This window comes from Sphingomonas sp. RS6, from assembly GCF_054489705.1.
On sequence record NZ_JBTMWM010000008.1, the window covers coordinates 138,703 to 160,142 of the forward strand.

General features: G+C 65.9%; 14 protein-coding genes and 1 pseudogene. 9 read left to right on the top strand and 6 right to left on the bottom strand.

Annotated elements, in window-relative coordinates:
- Window positions 1-87 precede the first annotated feature (87 nt).
- On the top strand, window positions 88-1,425 hold the full coding sequence (locus tag ACX40Y_RS14580) for a pectate lyase (protein ID WP_459120294.1): 1,338 nt from the start codon (window positions 88-90) through the stop codon (window positions 1,423-1,425).
- Here ACX40Y_RS14580 and ACX40Y_RS14585 read toward each other — a convergent pair.
- The 4 genes from ACX40Y_RS14585 to ACX40Y_RS14600 form a co-directional block, all read right to left on the bottom strand.
- On the bottom strand, window positions 1,422-3,029 hold the full coding sequence (locus ACX40Y_RS14585) for an alpha-glucosidase family protein (protein ID WP_459120295.1): 1,608 nt from the start codon (window positions 3,027-3,029) through the stop codon (window positions 1,422-1,424). The genes ACX40Y_RS14580 and ACX40Y_RS14585 overlap by 4 nt on opposite strands.
- 5 nt (window positions 3,030-3,034) lie before the next feature.
- Window positions 3,035-4,828, bottom strand: a complete 1,794-nt coding sequence (locus ACX40Y_RS14590; protein WP_459120296.1) for an alpha-amylase family glycosyl hydrolase — start codon at window positions 4,826-4,828, stop codon at window positions 3,035-3,037.
- Window positions 4,825-6,321, bottom strand: a complete 1,497-nt coding sequence (locus tag ACX40Y_RS14595; protein WP_459120297.1) for a tryptophan halogenase family protein — start codon at window positions 6,319-6,321, stop codon at window positions 4,825-4,827. Before ACX40Y_RS14595 ends, ACX40Y_RS14590 begins: the two co-directional genes overlap by 4 nt.
- A gap of 66 nt (window positions 6,322-6,387) precedes the next feature.
- On the bottom strand, window positions 6,388-9,252 hold the full coding sequence (locus tag ACX40Y_RS14600) for a TonB-dependent receptor (protein WP_459120298.1): 2,865 nt from the start codon (window positions 9,250-9,252) through the stop codon (window positions 6,388-6,390).
- 262 nt (window positions 9,253-9,514) lie between these two features.
- Between ACX40Y_RS14600 and ACX40Y_RS14605 the strand changes: the two genes are divergently transcribed.
- Together ACX40Y_RS14605 and ACX40Y_RS14610 are read left to right on the top strand one after the other, a co-directional pair.
- Window positions 9,515-10,543 (top strand): LacI family DNA-binding transcriptional regulator, encoded by a 1,029-nt coding sequence (locus tag ACX40Y_RS14605; RefSeq protein ID WP_459120299.1) that lies wholly within the window; start codon window positions 9,515-9,517, stop codon window positions 10,541-10,543.
- Window positions 10,540-12,039, top strand: a complete 1,500-nt coding sequence (locus ACX40Y_RS14610) for an MFS transporter (protein WP_459120310.1) — start codon at window positions 10,540-10,542, stop codon at window positions 12,037-12,039. The genes ACX40Y_RS14605 and ACX40Y_RS14610 overlap by 4 nt, the downstream gene beginning before the upstream one ends.
- A gap of 24 nt (window positions 12,040-12,063) precedes the next feature.
- Here ACX40Y_RS14610 and ACX40Y_RS14615 read toward each other — a convergent pair whose 3' ends face one another.
- On the bottom strand, window positions 12,064-12,735 hold the full coding sequence (locus ACX40Y_RS14615; protein ID WP_459120300.1) for a CDP-alcohol phosphatidyltransferase family protein: 672 nt from the start codon (window positions 12,733-12,735) through the stop codon (window positions 12,064-12,066).
- 184 nt (window positions 12,736-12,919) lie between these two features.
- Here ACX40Y_RS14615 and ACX40Y_RS14620 point away from each other — a divergent pair, with 184 nt between their 5' ends.
- From ACX40Y_RS14620 to ACX40Y_RS14645, 6 genes are all read left to right on the top strand, one after another.
- A complete protein-coding gene (locus ACX40Y_RS14620) occupies window positions 12,920-13,414 on the top strand; it encodes a hypothetical protein (protein ID WP_459120301.1) in 495 nt (164 codons plus the stop codon).
- 629 nt (window positions 13,415-14,043) lie between these two features.
- Entirely contained in the window at window positions 14,044-15,522 is a 1,479-nt protein-coding gene (locus tag ACX40Y_RS14625) for a DUF4153 domain-containing protein (protein ID WP_459120302.1), read from the top strand.
- 32 nt (window positions 15,523-15,554) lie between these two features.
- Window positions 15,555-16,256: a response regulator transcription factor gene (locus ACX40Y_RS14630; RefSeq protein WP_459120303.1), complete on the top strand. Its 702-nt coding sequence runs from the start codon at window positions 15,555-15,557 to the stop codon at window positions 16,254-16,256.
- Window positions 16,253-17,818: a sensor histidine kinase gene (locus tag ACX40Y_RS14635; protein WP_459120304.1), complete on the top strand. Its 1,566-nt coding sequence runs from the start codon at window positions 16,253-16,255 to the stop codon at window positions 17,816-17,818. The genes ACX40Y_RS14630 and ACX40Y_RS14635 overlap by 4 nt, the downstream gene beginning before the upstream one ends.
- Before the next feature lie 232 nt (window positions 17,819-18,050).
- Complete coding sequence (locus ACX40Y_RS14640; protein ID WP_459120305.1) at window positions 18,051-19,148, top strand: helix-turn-helix domain-containing protein; 1,098 nt, start codon at window positions 18,051-18,053, stop codon at window positions 19,146-19,148.
- A gap of 87 nt (window positions 19,149-19,235) precedes the next feature.
- Window positions 19,236-19,949 (top strand): CPBP family intramembrane glutamic endopeptidase, BDIM_20840 family, encoded by a 714-nt coding sequence (locus ACX40Y_RS14645; protein WP_459120306.1) that lies wholly within the window; start codon window positions 19,236-19,238, stop codon window positions 19,947-19,949.
- 261 nt (window positions 19,950-20,210) lie between these two features.
- Here the strand turns inward: ACX40Y_RS14645 and ACX40Y_RS14650 are convergent.
- A pseudogene (locus ACX40Y_RS14650) lies at window positions 20,211-21,358 on the bottom strand (IS3 family transposase).
- Between the last annotated feature and the right edge of the window lie 82 nt (window positions 21,359-21,440).

Genomic DNA, 21,440 nt, shown 5'->3' on the forward strand with positions numbered 1-21,440 from the left:
CTCCCCCGGCGGCCGGGTGCGGCGGCATCGACCGCGATGTCGTCGCGCCCGGCCGCAAGATGTGGACCGATTGCCATGCCCGATACGATGCGCCCCCTGTTCGCCGCCATGATGGTGGCTGCCGTTGTCGGCAGCGCCCCGGCGCTTGCCGGCGACCGGCCGGTGCCCGCCTTTCCGGGTGCCGAGGGAGCGGGGGCACTGTCGCTCGGCGGACGGGGCGGGCGGGTGCTGTTCGTCACCAACCTGAACGATCGGGGGCCGGGCAGCCTGCGCGCGGCGGTGGAGACGGCGGGGCCGCGCACCATCCTGTTCCGCATCTCGGGCACGATCCGGCTGGAAAAGCCGCTGCGCATCCGCGAGGGGCGGGTGACGATCGCCGGCCAGTCGGCGCCGGGCGACGGCGTCACGCTGCGCGATCATCCGCTGGAGGTGGACGCCGACGATGTGGTGATCCGCTATATCCGATCGCGGCTGGGCGATGAATCGCGCACCGAATCCGATGCGATCTGGGTGCTGGGCGGGCGCCGGATCATCCTCGACCATGTCTCTGCCAGCTGGTCGGTCGACGAGACGCTGTCGGCCTCCGCCAACTATACCAAGGCGGGCGGGGGGTTCTGGGACCTGACCGTGCAATGGTCGATCATCGCCAATTCGCTGACCCACTCGCTCCATGCCAAGGGCGAACATGGCTATGGCAGCCTGATCCGTGGCGGACAGGGCGCGCGGATCAGCTTTCACCACAATCTTTGGGCCAATCATGCAGCGCGGATGCCGCGGCCGGGCAATTACAGCGGGCCGGAGGCCGATCCGCTCGGTGCCTTTTTCGATTTCCGGTCGAACGTCTTCTACAATTGGGGCAGGAACTGGTCGGGCTATAATGCCGACAAGGCGACGCTGGCGCGGTACAATTTCGTCGACAATGCCTATGTGATGGGGCCGCAATCGAACAAGCCGATCGCGTTCCATGAATCGAACACGCTCGCCCATGCCTATTTCGCCGGCAACAGCATGAACGGCACCATCCCCGATGACCCGTGGAGCCTGGTCGACGGCATCGCGCCCGAGGGCTATCGCCTGGCCGAGCCGGTGCCGATGCCGCCGGTGACGCGGACCGGCGCGGCGGAAAGCTATGCGCTGGTGCTCGACCGGGCGGGCGCGTCGAAGGTGCGCGACAGCGTCGACGCGGCGATCGTCGCCGGGGTGCGCGACCGTAGCGGGCGGCAGATCGACAGCCAGCGCGACATGGGCGGCTGGCCCGAGCTGAAAAGCACCGCCCCGCCGCGCGACAGCGACGGTGACGGCATGCCCGATGCGTGGGAGACCGCCCACGGGCTCGATCCGCAGGACGCGAGCGACGGCAATGCCGATCGCAACGGCGACGGCTGGACCAACCTGGAAGACTGGCTGGGCTCGCTGGTGGCTTAACCCGCCACCAGCGCGGCATAGCCCGGCAACTGCGCCCGCGTCGCGCCGTTCAGCGCCTCGATCGGCGCCAGCCCGTTGAGCAGCGCGGGCGGCAGCGCGACCGGCTCCGGCGACAGGTTGAACGCGCAGACCAGCCGTGCGTCGCCGAGCGTGCGCGCGAAGACCAGCAGCGCGGCATCGGCATGGAGCACCGTCATCGTGCCCTCCACGAGCGCGGGGTGGGCGCGGCGCAGCGCGGTCATCCGCCTGGTGTGGTGGAGCAGCGAGGCGGGATCGGCCTCCTGCCGGTCGACCGCCAGCGCGGCGTGATCCTTGCCGAGCGGCAGCCACGGGCGCGCATCGGTGAAGCCGCATTGCGGGGCGGCGGCGCGCCACGGCATCGGCGTGCGGGCGCCGTCGCGGCTGAGCGTCAGTGGCCAGTTGGCGATCGCCTCGGGATCCTGAAGATCGGCATAGCCGATCTCGACCTGGGTCAGCCCCAGTTCCTCGCCATAATAGAGGATCGCGTTGCCGCGCAGCGTGAGCAGCAACAGCATCTTCATCGCGGCGAAGGCGGCGCGGTGCTCGGGCGCGACCCAGCGCGACAGGGCGCGGGGGGCATCATGGTTTTCGAACGCCCAGCTGGGCCAGCCGACCCCCGGCGCATCGGGCCATTCGGCGACGGCATCGCGCACCAGCGCCGGCGTCAGCCGATCGGCATAGAGGAAGTTGAAGCCGTAGGCGCTGTTCAGCCGGCTGTTGCCGGCGGTGAACAGGTGCATCTCCGCCTCGGGCGCGGGGCCGCCGACTTCGGCGACGGTGAAGCGGCCGGGATAGCGATCGGCCAGCGCACGCAGCCTTTCGAGCAGCAGCGGAATATCGGCATGGCTCTGGTTGTAGAGATGCTGCTGGAAATCGAACGGGCGGGTGCGCGGGGCGCCAGTATCGGGCGCGGGCGGGTTATCGCGGAGCTGCGGATCGTGCATCGTGAAGTTGATTGCATCGAGCCGGAAACCATCGACGCCGCGATCGAGCCAGAACTTGGCGGTGGCAAGCGTCGCTTCCTGCACCGCCGGATGGTGGAAATTGAGGTCCGGCTGTTCGCGCAGGAAATTGTGGAGATAATATTGGCCGCGCCGCGCGTCCCAGGTCCAGGCCGGGCCGCCGAACACCGATTGCCAGTTGTTGGGCGGGCTGCCGTCGGGCTTGGCATCGGCCCAGACATACCAGTCGGCGCGCCGGTTGGTGCGGCTGGTGCGGCTTTCCTGGAACCAGGGATGCTGGTCCGAGCTATGCGAATAGACCTGATCGATCAGCACCTTGAGCCCCAGCGCATGCGCGCGGGCGACGAGCGCGTCGAAATCGGCGAGCGTGCCGAACACCGGATCGACATCGCGGAAATCGGCGATGTCATAGCCGAAGTCCCGCATCGGTGAAGTGAAGAAGGGCGAAATCCACACCGCATCGACGCCGAGCGAGGCGACATGATCGAGCCGCGACGTGATGCCCGGCAGATCGCCGATACCATCCCCGTTCGAATCCGCGAAGCTGCGCGGATAGATCTGGTAGATCACCGCGCCGCGCCACCACGGCCGGGTTTCGGTGGAAAGCGTACGCATCGACATCAGGTTCACTCGGGCGCTCCGGCGGTGCAGACGGCATAGCCGAATGCAGGGAGGGTGAGGGCAAGGCTGCCGGGAGCGACAGCGTTGGCGGGGCAGGCGCCGGCAAGGGCGCGGAAGGCAGTGGAACCGGCTTCGACCTCGACATGGCCGGTCCAGGGTTCGGCCGAGGTGTTGAAGGCGATCACCGTCTCGGCGCCGCTCACCGGATCGAAGCGCGACACCGCGAACAGGCCGGGCTTGTCGCTGGCGAAGCGCGTCAACTGCCGCCCCCGGGTGAGCGCGGGGTGGCTGGTGCGCAGCCGGGCAAGCGTTGCGATCTCGCGGAACAGCGGATGGGAGGTGTCGAAGTTCGAACCGGCGGTGGTGGCACTGGTGCCGATCAGCTGATTGTCGTTGTACACGGCGACCTTGCTGGGGAACATGTCCTCGCGCGCGTCCTGATCGTTGCCGTCGCTGACGAAGCCCTGCTCGTCGCCCGAATAGATGGTCGGCACGCCGCGCAGCAGCAACAGCATCGCCTGGGCAAGCTTCACCCGCTGGAGCAACTCGTCCTGATCGATCTTCGGCATCGCCTGTTTGATGAAGGTGGCGCTGCGGCCGGCATCATGGTTGCTGACGAAGGTCGGCAGGCGCAGCGCGGTCGCGTCGCCGCCCTGGTACAGCGGGTCGGCGGCGAACACCCTTGCCAGCCGATCGGTGCCCTTGCCCGAGGCGACCTCGTCCACGGCGAGCGCGAAGGCGAAATCGAGCACCGCCGGGAATTTATCGACGCGGGTATGGCGGGCGAGCGCCGCCACGTCCGGGTCCGCCACTTCGCCGAAGATGTGGAAGTTGGGGATGCCCCTGGCCTTCGCCCGCGCCAGCATGGCGGGCACGAACGCCTGCCAGAATTCGGGGTTCACATGCCGCGCGGTATCGATGCGGAAGCCATCGACGCCGAACCGATCGATCCAGCCGCCGAAAATGTCGATCATGCCGGCCACCACACGCGGGTTTTCGGTCATCAGATCGTCGAGCCCGACGAAATCGCCCATCGTCGAGCTTTCGCCCGCGAAGGTCGAGTTGCCGCGATTGTGGTAATAGATCGGATCGTTGAGCCAGGCGGGCACCTTGATGGTCTTTTCCGCCTCCGGCACGAACGGCGTATAGGCATAGTCCGGGCGGGTCAGCTGCGCGAAGTTCGCCGCGGTGTGGACGTCGTCGCCGGCGAACCCCGGATTGATGGCCTCGCCGGCGACGCCCCCTTTACGGCGATATGGATAGGCGGCGCGGGCGCGATAGGCGCAGTCGCCGCATTCCTGATACTGGATGACATCGGCGGTGTGGTTGACGATGATGTCCATATAGATCTTGATGCCGCGGGCATGCGCGGCATCGACCAGCGCCTTGAAGTCGGCATCGGTGCCGAAATGCGGATCGACCCGGGTGAAATCGGTGATCCAGTAGCCGTGATAGCCGGCCGATTCCTGCCCCTTTGGCCCCTGAACCGGCTTGTTTTTGAAGATCGGCCCGACCCAGATCGCGGTGGCGCCGAGCGCCTGGATATAGTCGAGCCGCCGGATCACGCCCTTCAGGTCGCCGCCATGATAGAAGCCCTTGGCTGCCGGATCGAAGCCCGTTGCCAGCCGGTCGCCCGCCATGCCGCCGCGATCATTGGCGGCGTCGCCATTTTCGAACCGGTCGGGTAGGAGGAAGTAGAGCACCTCGTCCTCGGGCAGCCGATCGCGATAGGTCTGCGCGGCGACGGGCGTCGCGGCGAGCGCGGTGGCGAGCAGGGCGAGGGCGGTCTTGCGGATCATGCGGCCTGGGGTTCCTTCTGGACGGCGCCGATTCCGTTGAGGAAATCGACATGCGACGGCATCGCCGCGGTGGTGCGTTCGATCACGGTGCGGATCGTGGCGAGGAACTGGGCCAGTTCCTCGTCGCTCGGCTGATCGGAAAGCGGATGCCACCGGCCGGGGACGATGCCCTGGCCGAACAGCACCTGGAGCCAGCCGGGTTCGGCGAACAATTCGTCGTCGCGCCGCGAAATATGGCCCGTGGCATGGAACAGTGCGAGCTTGCCGGTCAGATCGTCGGGCAGCGCCATCGCCCGGCACGCCTGCCAGAGCGGTTCCGGCCGGTCATTGGCGTGGTAATGGAGGACGAGGAAGTCGCGGATCGCGGCATATTCGAAATGGGTCAGCCGGTTGAACTCGTCCTGCGCGGCGGCGCTGACCGGGCCTTGCGGCAGGAAGCGGAGCAGCCGGGCGATGCCGGCCTGGACGAGATGGATGCTGGTCGATTCCAGCGGCTCGAGAAAGCCGGCGGCGAGGCCGAGCGCAACGCAATTGCCCTGCCAGAATCGTTCGCGGGTGCCGGTGGTGAAGCGCAGCGTGCGCGGCGAACCCAGCGCCTCGCCATCGAGGTGCGCGAGCAGCGTCGCCGCCGCCTCGTCATCGGAAAGATGCGCGCTGGCATAGACATAGCCATTGCCGGTGCGATGCTGAAGCGGGATGCGCCATTGCCAGCCGGCGGCGCGCGCGGTGGCGCGCGTATAGGGAAGCAGCGGCGCCGTCCGCGCGCTGGGCACCGCGACGGCGCGATCGCAGGGCAGCCAGCGCGACCAGTCGCGATAGCCGACGCCGAGCGCCGACATCAGCAGCGCCGAAAAGCCGGTGCAATCGATGAATAGATCGCCTTCGATGAGGCGGCCACCGTCCAGCCGCAGCGCGGCGATCCCGGCGGGCCCGCGTTCGACATCGACGATGCGCCCCTCCTGCCGCTCGACCCCGCGCGCTTCGGCATAGCGGCGCAGGAACGCGGCGTAGAGGCCGACATCGAGATGATAGGCATAGGGCATGGCGGGCACCGGCCCCTGGCCGTCGAGCCGGGCGGCCTTGCCGGCGAGCGCGGCTTCACGGTTCAGCGAATAGGCCCCGAACGGCATCGCAATGCCGGCGGCATGCGCGCGCAGCCAGTAATGCTGAAACTCGAGCAGCCCGAGCCCGCGCCCGATCGTGCCGAACGCATGGAGATAGCGGCTGCCATCGCCGCTCCAGCCATCAAATTCGATACCCAGCTTGATCGTGCCGCCGGTGGCGCGGAGCAGGTCGGCCTCGTCGATGCCGAGACCGGCATTGAACAGGCGGATCTGCGGGATGGTCGCTTCGCCGACGCCGATTGTCCCGATCGCATCGGATTCGACGAGGCGCACCCGCCACTGGCTTCCGGCAAAGCGGGCCAGCGCCGCGGCGGCCATCCAGCCTGCGGTGCCGCCGCCGGCGACGATGATCGTTCGGGTGTCGGTCATGATCCGCACTCCTGGGCGGGACGCCGGGGGAGGGGGCATTCCCCGGCGCCCCTAGAGGGTCGAGCGTCAGAACTTGAAGCTGCCGCCGGCAAGGAAGCGGCGCCCATAGCGCTGATAGTCGATCACCTGATCCGGCTGGTTCGGATTATAGGTGACGAACGGCTCGTCGGTGAGGTTCTGGCCCTGGATGAACAGCGACAGGCCCTTGAGCGCGCTGCCTTCGGCGAAGTCATAGCCGATCTGGGCGTCGACGATCGTCTCGGGCGCGGCGCGGCGCCGGGTGCGCGCGGCACCGAAGCCCGACACCTCGCCCACGAAGGTCGAGCGATAGCGCACGCTGCCGCGCGCCGAGAAACCCCATTTCTCGAAATAGGCGGTGCCGTTGGCGACCCATTTCGAATAGCCGGGAATATCCTCTGCCGGGGCGCCGGGCGTCGGCGAGATGCTGGTTTCGGTATAGGAGACGCCGCCCGTCACGCCGAAGCCGTCGAGCGCGCCGACGAATTCGCCGAGCGGCACGGTGCCCGCCAGTTCGACGCCATAGAGATTGCCGCCGCTGCCGTTGATCGGCACGTTGATGATCGCGGTCGGCGCGATCAGCACGCCATTGCCCGGATTGGACAGCGCCAGGCTGGTCGAGGGGACTTCCTGGTCCTGATTGTACACGTAGCTGAGCAGATCCTTGTAGAAGAACTGCGCGGCCAGATAGCCCTGACGGCCGAAATACTTCTCGAACGTCAGGTCGACGGCATTGGCGCGCCACGGCCGCAGCCGGGGATTGCCGCTGCTGCCGGTGGCGAAGGCGACGTCGCCGACGCCCGGCACGGTGGTGATCTGATAGCCATAGCTGAGGCTGGCGCGCATATCGTCGAGCCGCGGCCGGACGATCTCACGCGCGGCGCTGAAGCGGATCACGAAATCGCCGGCGGTGCGCAGCGACAGGTTGAGGCTGGGCAGCACATCGACATAGTCGACGCTCGACCGGCGAAGCTCCGCGCCGATGTCCGGCGACCCATTGGCGTTGGTGCCGAGGAAGATCGCGGTCGCGCCGTTCGAATTCTGATCGGTGAACACCGCCTGCACGCCGATATTGCCGGTGAGCTGGTTGCTGCCGATTTCCTGATCGATGTCGGCCTGGAGATAGCCGGTCATCTGCTTTTCGCGGATCGAATAGGACTTCACGACGACGTCGCCATAGGGATTGCGGACGCGGCGATAGATGCCCGAATTGAGCAGCGCGACCGGATCGTAGCTGATCAGCGGGCCGAGCCCGAGATAGGTGAGATCGGTGGTGCCGAGCCGGGCATCGGCGGGCACGGGCACATCGGTGGCGCCATCGGTGTTGGCGACCAGGCCGATGAACGCCTCGTCCGGGGTCAGCGACTTCGACCGGTTGGTATAGTTCATCCCGAACTTCGCGGCCTTGAGGAAGCCGTCAAGCTCGCGCTCGATCTCGAGCCGGTACTGCCACAGCTCGTCCTTGATCAGGCGGTTGTTGTAATAGCCGTCCTGGCCGTTGAGGATGCGGGTGCCGTCCTCCGCGATCTGATCGCCGCCCCAGCCGAGCGGGCCGGTGAGCTTGATGAGGTCATAATCGCCGTAATCGAGCTGGTGGGTGAAGGAATAGCCGTTGTCGCTCGGCCGGAAGCCGATCGTGTCGGTGGCGCCGGTGCCTGCGCCGCGCGCGGTGCCGGCATAGGTTTCGAGCACGAGTTCGTTGCGATCGGTTTTCGACAGGCTGACATCGGCCATGACGTTCCAGCCGTCATCGCCTTCATATTTGCCGTTCCAGCCGAATGCGTAGAGCTTGGCGTGGCGCTGGAACGCATCGTTGCGGACGACGCCCTCGACGCCGGTGAAGCTGCCGTTCGTCACCATGCCGTTGGTGACGGTGGCGCCCGGCTGGAGCGTGCCGCTGCCCCAATAGAGCGGCAGTTCGATGCCGCGCTTGATCTGATCGTCCTTGAAGTCCGAGAAGAAGCCGTCGAGCGTCGTCGTGAATTCGGGCGCGGGCCGCCATTCGAGCGTGCCCTGAAGGCCGAGGCGCTTGAGCTCGGTGGAGGTCACATAGGATTTGGAGCCGCCGAGCACCGCTGCGCCGACCACATCCTCATAGCCCGGGCGGGCGACGCGGGCATTGGCGGGGCCGGTGCCATAGCGATCGTCGTTGATATCCACGGTGGGATAGCCCCAGGCGTTGAATTCCTTGATCTGATAGGGCTCGTCCAGATAGCTGGCCGACACCGCGATGCCGATCGTGTCGTTGGCGAACTGATCGATATAGGTGCCGTTGACGCGCCAGCCATATTCCTTCGAGCCGACGTTGAGCTTGCCGATATCGGCCCAGGTGCCGCGCCCGCCGATGCTGATCGCGCGGCGGCCATATTCGAGCGGGCGGACGGTGCGCAGATCGACCGTGCCGGACAGGCCCTGACCGACGATCGAGGCCATCGGCGTCTTGTACACCAGCACCTGGCTGATGATTTCGGACGGATATTGATCATATTCGACCGCGCGATTGTCGCCGGTGGAGGTCTGTTCGCGGCCGTTGAGCAGCGTCGTCGAGAAGTCGGGCGCGAAGCCGCGGATCGAGATCGCGTTCGAGCGGCCGTTGACGCGCTGTGAGGTGAGGCCGGGCAGGCGGGCGATCGATTCCGCGATCGACGCATCGGGCAGCTTGCCGATGTCTTCGGCCGAGATCGATTCGACCACCTGGTCACGCGATTTCTTGGCGGTGACGGCGCTTTCGAGGCTGGCGCGGAAGCCGGTGACGACGATCGCGTCGTTCTGGTCCTCATCCTGCGTGGTCGTCTCGGTGGTGGTCGCGTCCTGCGCCCAGGCGGCGGGCGTGAAGGCGGCGAAGGCGATCGCAGCGGCGCTGGCACCGAATGCGATGCGGGCGGCGCGACGGCCGCGAAGCGTGGTCAGCAACTATTCTCTCCCCAATTATGTCTCTGTCCCGGCTCGTCCCGGCCGGTTGCGATGCTGTTGCATGGTTCGGCGCGTCTGCGCGGTGCTGCATCTTTTCTTCCAAAACGGGGTATGCCGACCAGCGGCTCACATACGTATTCAGCGACGATCCGGGGCGACTATGGCTTTTCGGCACCATCGGCCGATTGACGCGCCCCGCGACTTGCTCGATTGCATATTATGCGACGCGGCGATCAACCGCCGGCGCGCCGGAGGAGAGGAGATGGGCATCCAGCGGAAGCCGACATCGTTCGATATCGCGCAGCTTGCGGGGGTGTCCCAGCCCACCGTGTCGCGCGCGCTGCGCGGCGAAGCCGGGGTCAATCCGGCGACGCGGCTGCGGATCGAGACGATCGCCAAGCAGTTGAACTATCGTGTCGACAAGGCGGCATCGAACCTGCGTACCCGCCATTCACAGACGCTCGCACTGTTGTTCTTCGAAGATCCGACGCCGGACGATTCGTTGATCAATCCGTTCTTCTTGTCGATGCTGGGTTCGATCATCCGAAGCTGTGCAGAGCGCAACCATGATCTGCTGATCAGTTTCCAGCAACTTTCGAGCGACTGGCACACCGATTACGAGGATGCGCGCAAGGCCGACGGGCTGATCCTGCTCGGCTATGGCGATTACGAACTCTATCGCGAGCGGCTGCGCGCGCTGGAGGCGGCGGGCACGCATTTCGTTCGCTGGGGATCGGCGCAGAGCGAGGGCGCCGGGCTAACCATCGGCTGCGACAATCGCGGCGGCGGCGCCGAGGCGACCCGGCACCTGCTGGCGCAGGGACGACGCAACATTGCATTTCTGGGTACGGCAACGAGCCATTATCCCGAGTTTCAGGAGCGCTATCGCGGCCATGCCGAGGCGCTGGCGGCGGCGGGCGCCGAACTGTGCCCCGAACGCCAGATCGACGCGATCACCACGGAGGAATCCGGGGCGGCCGCAGCGCAGGCGCTGCTCGACAGCGGCGCCGATTTCGACGCGATCCTGGCGGCGAGCGACCTGATCGCGATCGGCGCGATGCGGGTGCTCCAGGCCGCGGGCAAGCGCATTCCAGAGGATGTTTCGATGATCGGTTTCGACGATATTCCCGCCGCGAGTTCGGCGAGCCCGCCGCTGACCACGGTGATGCAGGACGCGCGGCTGGCGGGCCGGATGCTGGTGGAGACGCTGATCGGGCGCATCCGGGAGGAGCCGGTGCGACCGTTGCTGCTGCCCACTCGGCTGATCGTGCGCCAGTCGTGCGGCGCATGAGCCAGGAAAAGCCGCGCCAGTCCTTTGCCGGGCTGTGGAACATCAGCTTCGGCTTTTTCGGCATCCAGATCGGCTTCGCGCTCCAGAACGCGAACATGAGCCGCATCTTCCAGTCGCTGGGCACCAATCTGGACGATCTGCCGGCGCTGTGGGTGGCGGCGCCGCTGACCGGGCTGCTGGTGCAGCCGATCATCGGCCATCTGAGCGACCGCACCTGGCTGGGGCGGCTGGGGCGGCGCCGGCCCTATTTTCTGGGCGGTGCGATCCTGGCGGCGCTGGCATTGCTGCTGATGCCGGAAAGCCCGGCCTTGTGGTTCGCGGCGGGGCTGCTCTGGGTGCTCGATGCTTCGCTCAACGTCTCGATGGAGCCGTTCCGTGCGTTCGTCGGCGACATGCTGCGCAAGGACCAGCACAGCGCCGGTTATGCGGTGCAGACGGCGTTCATCGGCATGGGCGCGGTGCTGGGATCGATCTTTCCCTGGGCGCTCGAGCATCTGGGCGTCTCCAACGCTGCGGTGGCGGGGGGCGTGCCCGATACGGTGCGCTATGCCTTCTGGTTCGGCGGCGCGGCGCTGTTCGGCGCGGTGCTGTGGACGGTGCTGACGACGCGCGAATACAGCCCGGCCGAAATGGCGGCATTCGACGGCGCGGCCAGCACGGCCGACGAGGGCGCGGCGATCCGGCTGCTGGCCGGCCGGCATCCGGCAGCGGGGCTGCCGTGGATCGTCGCGGGCGCGCTGGTGGTCGCGGCCGTCGCCCGGTTCGCGCTCGAAAAGGAGGTCTATCTGCTGGGCGGCCTGCTGATCGCGTACGGCGTTGCGCAGGGCGTGGCGATCCTGCGGGCGCAGGCGGGCCGGCCAAGCATGCTGGGCCATATCGTCGGCGACTTTGCCGGCATGCCGGTGCTGATGAAGCGGCTGGCGGTGGCGCAGTTCTTCAGCTGGTCGGCACTGTTCATCATGTGGATCAACACCACGCCGATCGTCGCCGGCACTTTTTACGGATCGCCCGATCCGGCAAGCGCCGGCTATCAGACCGGCGCGAACTGGGTCGACGTGCTGTTCGCCACCTATAACGGCGTGGCCGCGATTGCCGCGCTGACGCTGTTGCCGATGCTTTCGGCGCGGTTCGGCAAGGCGCGCACGCACATCTTCGGGCTGCTGTGCGGCGCGGCGGGGTTCGCCAGCTTCTTCGTGGTGCGCGATCCCGCCTGGCTGATCGCCAGCGAGATCGGCATCGGCATCGCTTGGGCGTCGATCCTCGCCATGCCCTATGCGATCCTGGCGTCGAGCCTGCCGCAGGCGAAGCTGGGCATCTATATGGGGCTGTTCAACGTCTTCGTCGTGGTGCCGCAGCTGCTGGTCGCGACGGTGATGGGATCGATCATGAAGCGGTTCTTCCCCGGCGAGCCGATCTGGACGATGGCATTCGCGGCGGCGACGCTGCTGCTGGCGGCGCTGGCGATGACGCGGGTGGCGGTGCACAGCCGCGATTGATGCCGGGTGCTGCGACGGCCGGTATCAGCAATCGGACCGCAGACGCCGCGCGACGATGAAGGTCTGGACGATGAACAGAAGGATCAGCGATCCGCCGATCGTGCCGATCGTGATGTCGAAGCCGGACACGCTGCCGATCAGATCGCGTTCCGGATCGTCGAACATCATCGCGATCGTCAGCAACATCAGCGCCAGCCGCAGCTCGGTTGGACCCGCCAGCGAATAGGAGAGCCGCAACTCGCCCGTTACCTTCGCGCTGAGGAAGGTGTGCATGCACATCAGGAAATAGCCGGCGAGCGCGATCATCGCGACCGTCATGTCGACAAAGGGCGACAGACCGATCCCGGCGACAATCAGCAGATTGGCGACGCCATCGCAGCTGTGATCGAGGAAGTAGCCATAGGAGGGCCGCTCGATCTTGCGAAAGCGCGCGAGGCTGCCGTCGAGCGAGTCGCCGAACCACTGGACCGCGTATCCCATCATCGCGACCCACAACCACCATGTCGCAAGGTTGCTGCCGACATAGCCGATGAAAACAAGGGCGGCGCCGGCCATGCCGATGGCTGTCAGCCGGTCCGGCGTGATCGAGGGCGGCATGATCCCGCAAAGCCAGGTGAGCAGTCGGCGCTCTTTGGTGGCCAGCCAGTTTTGCTGGATGCGATTGAGCGCCGGCGCCTCGGGCAGATGGTGTTCCATCCAATGCTAATGGTTCATGGGCGATGGTTTCACAAGCGCAGCACGATCGATCGAAGCGGGCGGCTGGAACGAGCCGTCGCAATTGTCGATTCTCGGTCGCATCCGGCGGGACAGGCGGGATTGCACATCCCTAACGCTAAGGCTGCGAGCCGCCCGGGCGAGGGCGGGCCAAGGGGGATCTGCAATGACGCTTCGTTTTACCGTTCTGCGCGCGGCGGCGCTGGCCTGCTGCTCGATGGCAGCCGGATGCGGCGGCGGCGATCCGCAAGAAGCATCGGCCGCCGACAAGGTCGGTACGCTGGCTTCGGTGGCGGGGGCTGCGGCTGGCCGCCCGATCTCGGTCGCCGACCTGCCGGCGTTCGCGCAAATCTATCCGGGCGGCAAGGTGATCAGCCACCTGAAGATGAACGATGCCGGGCAGCGTGCGGGGACCGTCACCTATACAAGCGATGCCAGCGCCGCCGATATCGTCGCATTCTACAAAAAGAGCTTTGCCGCCAACGGCATTGCCATCCAGGCCGAAGCGGATACGGGCGCCGGCTATATGCTTACCGGCGCAGATGACGCGAGCAGCAAACAACTGGTGGTGACGATCACCGACGAGGCGGATGAGCGCGTTCGGACGGTCTCGCTTGTCCATAGCAGCCCGATCGCAGCCAATAGCCAGCGCGGCATCTGATTTCCGGCGGGGGCGCCAGGGCGATCCAGCCATGCCCTTGCCCTTGTTAAGCCGAGCGGATTTCGTGATGTCGGTTGCAGGAATCGAACTGTGCGAAAATGGAATTATAATTCAAATATTTATGCTGATACCGTCATTCTATATACCGTGCGAGGTGCCGCCACTTGGAAAATCTTGTTGGGTTCGATTCCAAACTCGCTGCTGATTTCAGCGTCGCGTTGAGCGATTCGCTTTCCGAGAGATAGCAAATCTACCTACAGAAATGCAGTTTCGAGAAATAGCGAGGGATGGTCTACTTCCCCCGACCGGTAATAGGTGGCCACCAATCTATGCAGTTTGCGCTCAATGGGCCTACATCGGAGGTGCGCCCACTTTTACGCATTCAGTGCAGCTATTGATCACCCACGAGCGGACGCAAACAACCGGCTCTCCGCCTCGCGCTGGCGGGGACTGGCGGTAGACCGCGGTCGGCGTTGATCTGCTCTGCGAGGGTCGCAGCCGCTACGGTAGCGACGGCAGCAATCTGCACCGGCTCTGCACAGACACTCCCACGAAGTTCCTCAGCGCCAGCGCAAGCGATCGACCAGCATCGCCTATCCACGCTGCTCCTGTGCAAGAGGGAGCAACAAGTGCGCTTCAGTTTCGTCCGCAAGGCCGGTGCCGCCTTGGCCCTGATCATCCTGTTCGACAGGCTTTTCGCCGACAGCTTCGGCGGGGCGGGAGTGGGTGTGTTCGCCGGCGCCTGGCTGCTCGCTATCGTCGCCACCCGACCGGACATCGGCAGGGCGCGATCCGCCTGGCCGGCGCTCGCGCTGGCGGCGCTTTTCGCGGCTTCGCTGTTCGACGAGCCAGGGGGGCTGGCCTGGTCGATGTTCTGGTGCGCGATCGCATTCGCCGCGCTGGCGCCTAGGGTCGGGCGTTTCGACGACGCCTGGCATTGGGGTGTCCGCCTGTTCCTCCACGGCGCTACCGGTTTCCTGCGGCCCTTCACGGACCTGCGTCGTGTCGCCGGGCAACGACGGGGCGTCGGCGCTTCTCCGCGCCTGCTCGCGACGACGCTGGCCCTGCCGCTGCTCGGCGGCATCGTCTTCCTGATCCTCTTCGCGGCGGCGAACCCGCTGATCGAGCATGCCTTCGCCTCCATCCAGCTGCCCAGCCTGTGGCAGCTCGCGCTCTGGACCTTCGTTGCCTGCTGCGTCTGGCCGATGCTGCGTCCCGGCACGCTCGCGCTGCGCATCGCCCGACGCGTGCCCGATCTGGAGCCGATCCTTCCCGGCACGTCGCTGCCTTCGGTGCTGATCGCCCTCGCGCTCTTCAACCTGATCTTCGCGGTGCAGAATGCCCTAGACATCGCTTTCCTGTGGAGCGGAGGCGCGCTGCCCGATGGCATGACCCGGACGGAATATGTGCATCGTGGTGCCTATCCGCTGATCGTCACGGCGCTGATCGCCGGCGCGATGGCGCTCGCCATGCTGCGGCCCGGCAGTGCGAGCGAGCGCGATCCCTGGGCGCGACGGCTGGTAGCCCTTTGGGTGGCGCAGAACCTGGTGCTCGTCGCCTCCAGCGCGCTGCGGACGGTGCAGTATATCCAGGAATCGATGCTCACTTCCTGGCGGATCGCGGCGCTGCTGTGGATGGCGCTGGTTGCGCTCGGCCTGGTGCTGATCTGCTGGCGCATCCTACGCGGGCGCAGCGCGCGCTGGCTGATCAACTGCAACGCGCTGGCTGCCGGTGTCGTGCTGACCGCCTGCTGTTTCGTCGACATCGAAGCGATCGCGGCCCGTTGGAACGTGCAGGCCGCCGATCCTGCGAAGATCGATCTCTGCTATCTGCACAGGGGCGGGGACAGTGCCCTGCTGCCGCTGCTCGCGCTGGAACGCCGGCCGATGGACGCCGAGACGCTGGACCGCGTGCGCTATGTGCGCGCCGATCTCCTAAGGGATCTCGAGACGCGGCAGGCGGACGGGCGGTACTGGACATGGCATGGCGCGCGTCGCTTGGCGGCGGCTCGGGCGATCGTCGGACCGGGGGCGCCACGCCCGCTGCCTGCCAATTACAGCCGGGACTGGTGCGACGGCAGCATCAGTTCCCCGCAAGTCCAATCTTGACGGGGGAGGCGCGCGCCATGATCCAGTGCCCCATGCCTCGTACGATCCTGGTCGCGGACGATGATCCGCATATCCGCCAACTGCTGGCGTTCGCGCTGGCCAAGGCCGGGCTCGATGCGATCGAGGCCGAGGACGGCGAGGCGGCGCTGGCCGCTGTCGCGTCCCACGCGCCGGACCTGATTGTGCTCGACATCAACATGCCGCGCATGGATGGGATCGAGGTCTGCCGGCGGCTGCGAGCCGGTGGCGATCTGCCGATCCTGTTCCTGTCGAGCCGGGACGACGAGATCGATCGCGTCCTCGGTATCGAGCTCGGCGCGGACGACTATGTCGTGAAGCCCTTCTCGCCGCGCGAAGTGGTGGCGCGGGTGATGGCGATCCTGCGGCGGGTGGGCAGCCGCCCGCCGGACGTCGCCGCGGCGGCGGGGCCGCTCCAGCATGGACGCCTGACGCTCGACCCCGATGGCTGGCAGGCGAGCTGGGCAGGGGAGGCGGTGCCGCTCACCGTCACCGAGTTTGGCATCCTGCGCACGCTGGCGGCGATGCCGTCCAAGGTGTTCAGCCGCGATGCGATCATTGACCGGCTCCATGGGCCGGGCTTCGCAATCACCGATCGCACAATCGACAGCCACATCCGCAACCTGCGGGGCAAGTTCGCGCGGATCGGCGCGGAGGACGTGATCGAGACCCGCGCCGGTATCGGCTATCGGCTCGGCACCTGCGGGGCGGGGTGATCGAGCGGTTCAAAGCCGTCGTGCGGCGCCATTGGCCGCGCCTGCGGCTCCGCACGATCCTGCTGCTGACCTTCGTGTTCGTGACGGCCTTGCCGGGCTTCGGCGCGCTGTTCCTGCGGGTCTATGAGAACAGCCTGCTGCGCCAGACCGAGGCCGCGCTGATCGCGCAGAGCGCGGCACTGGCAGCGGCGGGCGCGGCCGAGTGGCCGGGTGCGCACGGGATGCCGGCGAGCATGGGCACCATGCCCAGCGCGTCTACGCTTGATCTGCGCCTGACAACGGTCCTTCCTGAGCGCCCGGCAGCCGTCTCCCGACCAGGCGGAGTCGATCCTAAGACGCGTGCTTGGGCAATGCGCTTAGCCCCGGTCCTCCGTGCGACGGCAAACACGACGCTCGCGTCGATCCAGTTACTCGACCCGCAGGGGCGCATTCTTGCAGGCGGCGATGTGCGTCTGGCCTATGGCGCGATGCCGGAACTGCAGGCGGCGCTCGCCGGTCGCGCGGTGACGACGCTGCGCCGCAACGGCGCCTACCGGCCGCACTATGCGCTCGAGTGGCTGAGCCGTGCCTCCGACCTGCGCCTCCACCATGCGCGGCCGATCGTCGTTGACGGCCGGGTGGTCGGGGTGCTGCTGCTGGCGCGCTCGCCGCGCGTGTTGTTCGTCGGCATCTATGAGGATCGCGGCAAGATCCTGTTCGGCATCGTCGTGATCTTCGCCACGCTGGTGGTACTGAGCGGCCTGCTGTCGCGCGGCATCGTGCGGCCGGTGGAGGCGCTGGGCGAGGCGACCCGGGCGGTCGCGAAGGGCGGCGGCACTGTGCCGGAGGCGCCCACGACCGCCGCGATCGAGATCCAGGCGCTGTACCGCGACTTCGGCAGCATGGCCGAGGCGATCGAGCGGCGCTCGCGATATCTGCGCGACTTCGCACATGCTGTCAGCCACGAATTCAAGACGCCGCTGGCGGGCATCCGAGGCGCAGTCGAACTGCTGCAGGACCATGGCGACATGGCCGCCGCGGATCGCGAGCGCTTCCTCGCCAACATCGCCGGCGACGCAGGCAGGCTCAATCTGCTCGTCAGCCGGCTGCTCGATCTCGCGCGTGCAGACATGGCGACGGCAGAGGAGGGGGCTCGAACCGATGTGCTCCATGTGATGCGCTGCATCGCTGACGCCTATGGGCACGAGGGCGCTGGGTTTGCTGTCCACATCTCGGAGCAGCCTGTGCCGCTGGTCGCGATGCCCTCCAACGTGCTGGAAGCGGTGCTGGTGGGGTTGATCGAAAACAGCAAGCAGGCAGGCGCCACGCAGGTGACGCTCGTAGCCCGATCAGCGCCTGCGGGTGTTAAAGTGACCGTGACGGACGATGGTCCAGGGGTGCCTTTGGGAGATTGCCATCGCATCTTTGAGCCGTTCTTCACCACGCGCCGCTCGGATGGTGGTACCGGCCTTGGCCTGCCAATCCTGCGCTCGCTGCTCGACGCCAATCGTGGGAACATCGACTTTGATGCGGCGTACGCGGCGGGCGCCTCGTTTGTGATCTCGCTCCCGGTTGAATTGTGAGGCTTTCGACCGGCCGGCGATTGGAATTGGGACTTTTCTGCCATCCACAGATGCCTCGCCGAACGGCGGTATCGCCCGGGAGTTGCCGTGCGCCAGCGTCCCGGATAGGATCAAAAAAAAAACGGGAACAGAAATACGTTCTCGAAACTCACCGCTGATGAGAAGACCGTGGACGAGTCGGCTATGGATGGGCGAGGTGGCTTGGTGCCGCACCCTTTCTTATCGTGACGGCATGAACATTGGCCAACTTGACGCCGCGATCCGGGCGGGTGCTGTCGGCACGATCCTCCTGCTGGCATGGCTCCTGTTCAGCGCGCGTCGCCGGGTTGGCCTGCCTGCGGCGCTGTTTGCACCCCTAACGCTCTGCCTCTCTGGCTTCGTCATCGGCAACACGCCGATCGCCGCGCTAGCCCCGACCGGAATCGTCGGTGCCATTGCTCACACCGTGAGTGGTTTCGCGGTCGTCTTCCTATGGTGGTTCTGCCTGTCGTGCTTTGATAGCCGGTTCAGATTGAGAGGGGCCGTGTTGGGCGTCGGTTTGGCCTGGGTCGCCATCGCCGCAGCGGATCGCGGGCTGCTCGGCGATGCTTTGGCGAGCAAAGGGCTGTCGTTGCTGCTGGTCCCTTTGGGCTTCTCAATTGTCGGCCATATGGTCTGGCGCCTACTGACCGAACGTCAGGGCGACCTGATTCAGCAACGTCACGACGCCCGGATCATGGTCGCGGTCCTGCTCGGCGGAATGCTATTCATCGACTTGGCAGCCGATGCGCTGTTCGGCTTCGCATGGCGTCCACTCGCGTTCGCCATGACGCAGAACGCGATGGCGCTCGCCTTCGGCCTTTGGCTCGCCGGCAGGCTGCTGACCGTGCGTGCCGACGTGCTGACCTTCGGTGTGGCCGCGGAACCGCCGCTGCTGGCGGAACCAGCACCGCAATCCGACCTCCGGCATGACAGCGAATTGCATCGCCGATTGTCCGGCCTGATGGAAACCGAGCGGGTGTTCCTCGATCCTGAACTGACCTTCTCCGCTTTTGCCGAGAGGATGGGCGCGCCCGAACGCACTGTGCGGACGCTCATCAATCACGAGCTGGGCTACGATCATTTCCGTACCTTTCTGAACCACTACCGGGTAGCGGAGGCACGTCGATTGCTGGGTGATCGAGATCGGGATGATAAGCTGATCACAGTCGCGCTGGACAGCGGCTTTGCCTCGCTCGCCAGCTTCAACCGTGCCTTCAAAGCAATCGAAGGGCGCACCCCCAGCGACTACCGAACCGCTGCACGTCAGGAGCAACCAAACGGCGCGCACTTGGCGAAAGCCGGGTTTTGATGAGCGAAATGCCCGGTTTTGAGAGGGCAAGCCGTCGCACCCTGGGTAGAGTTGCACGCTCTCGCTACATAGGATGAAGGTGGGCGCGTGAACGGACTGATCGGCTTGGGGGGAACGCTGGCGCTTCTCCTCGTCTTGGGGGTGGTGTTGGGATGCACCGACCGGAAGCGCTTCTCTCCGCGCTGGCTGCTGATCGCGGCGCTGCTGGTGGCGATCAACGACGCGCTTCTTACCCGCGCCTACGGATCGCTGCCTGATCTGATCGGCGGAGAGTGGAACTGGCAAGGCAAGCTCCTGGCGTTAGCAGCCACTCTCGCCATGGCCGCGTCGCCGGCATTCGGGTTTCGTCGTACGGGTCTGACAATCACGCAAGAGTCCGGAAGTCTGAAGGCCGCGTTGCCAGTCGCGGCGCTCTACTGCGCCTTCTTCGCCGTGACCGCATTGGCCTTCCCGGACGGCCGATCCAGTGGGGAGGAAATCGCTTTCCAGTTGACTATGCCGGGTCTGGAGGAAGAACCCTTTTACCGGGGCATCCTCCTGTTCGCGCTGGATCAGGCTTTCACCGGCAGGAAGCGGATGCTCGGTGTCGATTGGGGTTGGGGTGCTGTGCTATCATGCTTCTTGTTCGGAATGGCGCACGCGTTCGGCTTCTCGCGCGGCAGCTTCTCCTTCGACCCTATGACAATGGCCCTGACGGCAATTCCATCGTTCATCGCCGTTTGGCTGCGCCTGCGGACAGGGAGCCTGCTCCTGCCGGTCCTACTGCACAATTTCGGCAACTCGTTCTCGCTACTAGCGTAGCGGCGGCTTCCCGATTGGGAACATGACGCGGGCCAGCTGGTGACTGCATGCGCTGGCATCCCGTGACAGGGTTGGCTTTCCCGAAAGCTGTTCCTGATTGTGTTTCCCGAAATGGCGCAGCGGAGATGAAGAAATGGGACGACCGCGCATTAGAGATCGGTTGAACGGCAATGTCTGTGGCCTTAGCCCCGACCTTCCTCCACCTATGAGTAGAGCCGACGGTCCGATTGATGAGCTGCTGCCGGTTTGATAGACACGAGGTTAAGCTACCTGCGCCTGCCGCTCGAAGTCCATGGGGCTGAGATAGCCCAAGGTCGAGTGCCTGCGTGTCGGGTTGTAGAAGCGCTCGATCTAATCGAAAACGTCGGCCTTCGCGTGATTGCGCGTGCGATATGTCTTCCGGCCGATCCGTTCGGTCTTCATCGACGAGAAGAAGCTCTCCATCGCCGCGTTGTCCCAGACGTTGCCCGATCGGCTCATCGAGCAGGTAACGCCATTGTCGGCCATCAACCGCTGGAACTGCTCGCTCGTGTATTGGCTGCCCTGATCCGAATGATGCAGCAATGCGTCGGGCTTTCCGCGTCGCCAGATCGCCATCATCAGCGCGTCGGTCACGAGCTGGGCGGTCATGCTGCCGCTCATCGACCAACCGACAACGCGCCGCGAAAACAGGTCGATGACGGCGGCGACATACAGCCATCCTTCGGCGGTCCAGATGTAGGTGAAGTCTGCGATCCACTTCTGGTTCGGCGCTTCGGCGGTGAACTGGCGATCAAGCACGTTGTCGGCAATGACCGACCGCAGGCCATTATCCTTGGGTAGACCACGGCGTCGCGGGCGCGCCTTCAGGCCGTGCACACGCATCAGCCGCTCGATGCGATGCAAGCCACATGAAAGGCCTTCGGCCAGAAGATCGTGCCAGACGCGGCGCGCACCATAGGTGCGGTAGCTGGAGATAAAACTGGCGCGAACCCTGGCACCGAGATCCTCGTCGCTACGGGCGCGGGCACTGGGCGCACGAACCAGCCAGGCGTGAAAGCCGCTGCGCGAAACACCGAGCGCTTCGCAGATCCACGATACCGGCCAGATCCCTCGGTGCTTCGCGATGAACTCGAACCTCATATCGAGTCCCTGGCGAAGTAGGCCGCCGCTTTTTTTAAGATGTCACGCTCAGCCTTCATCCTGGCCAACTCGCGGCGCAGCCGCTCAATCTCATGCTGCTCGGGCTTCATCACGCCGTGACCGGGAAACGCTGATCCCGGATCGGCCTGTTGCTCCCGCACCCATTTACGCAGCACGTTCTCGTGCAGGTCCAGATCGCGGGCGGCTTGCGACACCGATACCCCGCGTTCCCGTACCAGCTTCACCGCCTCGAGCTTAAACTCGCGGCTGAACTTCCGTCGTTGCATCTCCATCCTCCGGTTCCAAAAACACCTTATCTCGGTGTCCACGAAACCGGCAGCAGCTCAGTTCGCCCGGGCGCACAAAGAC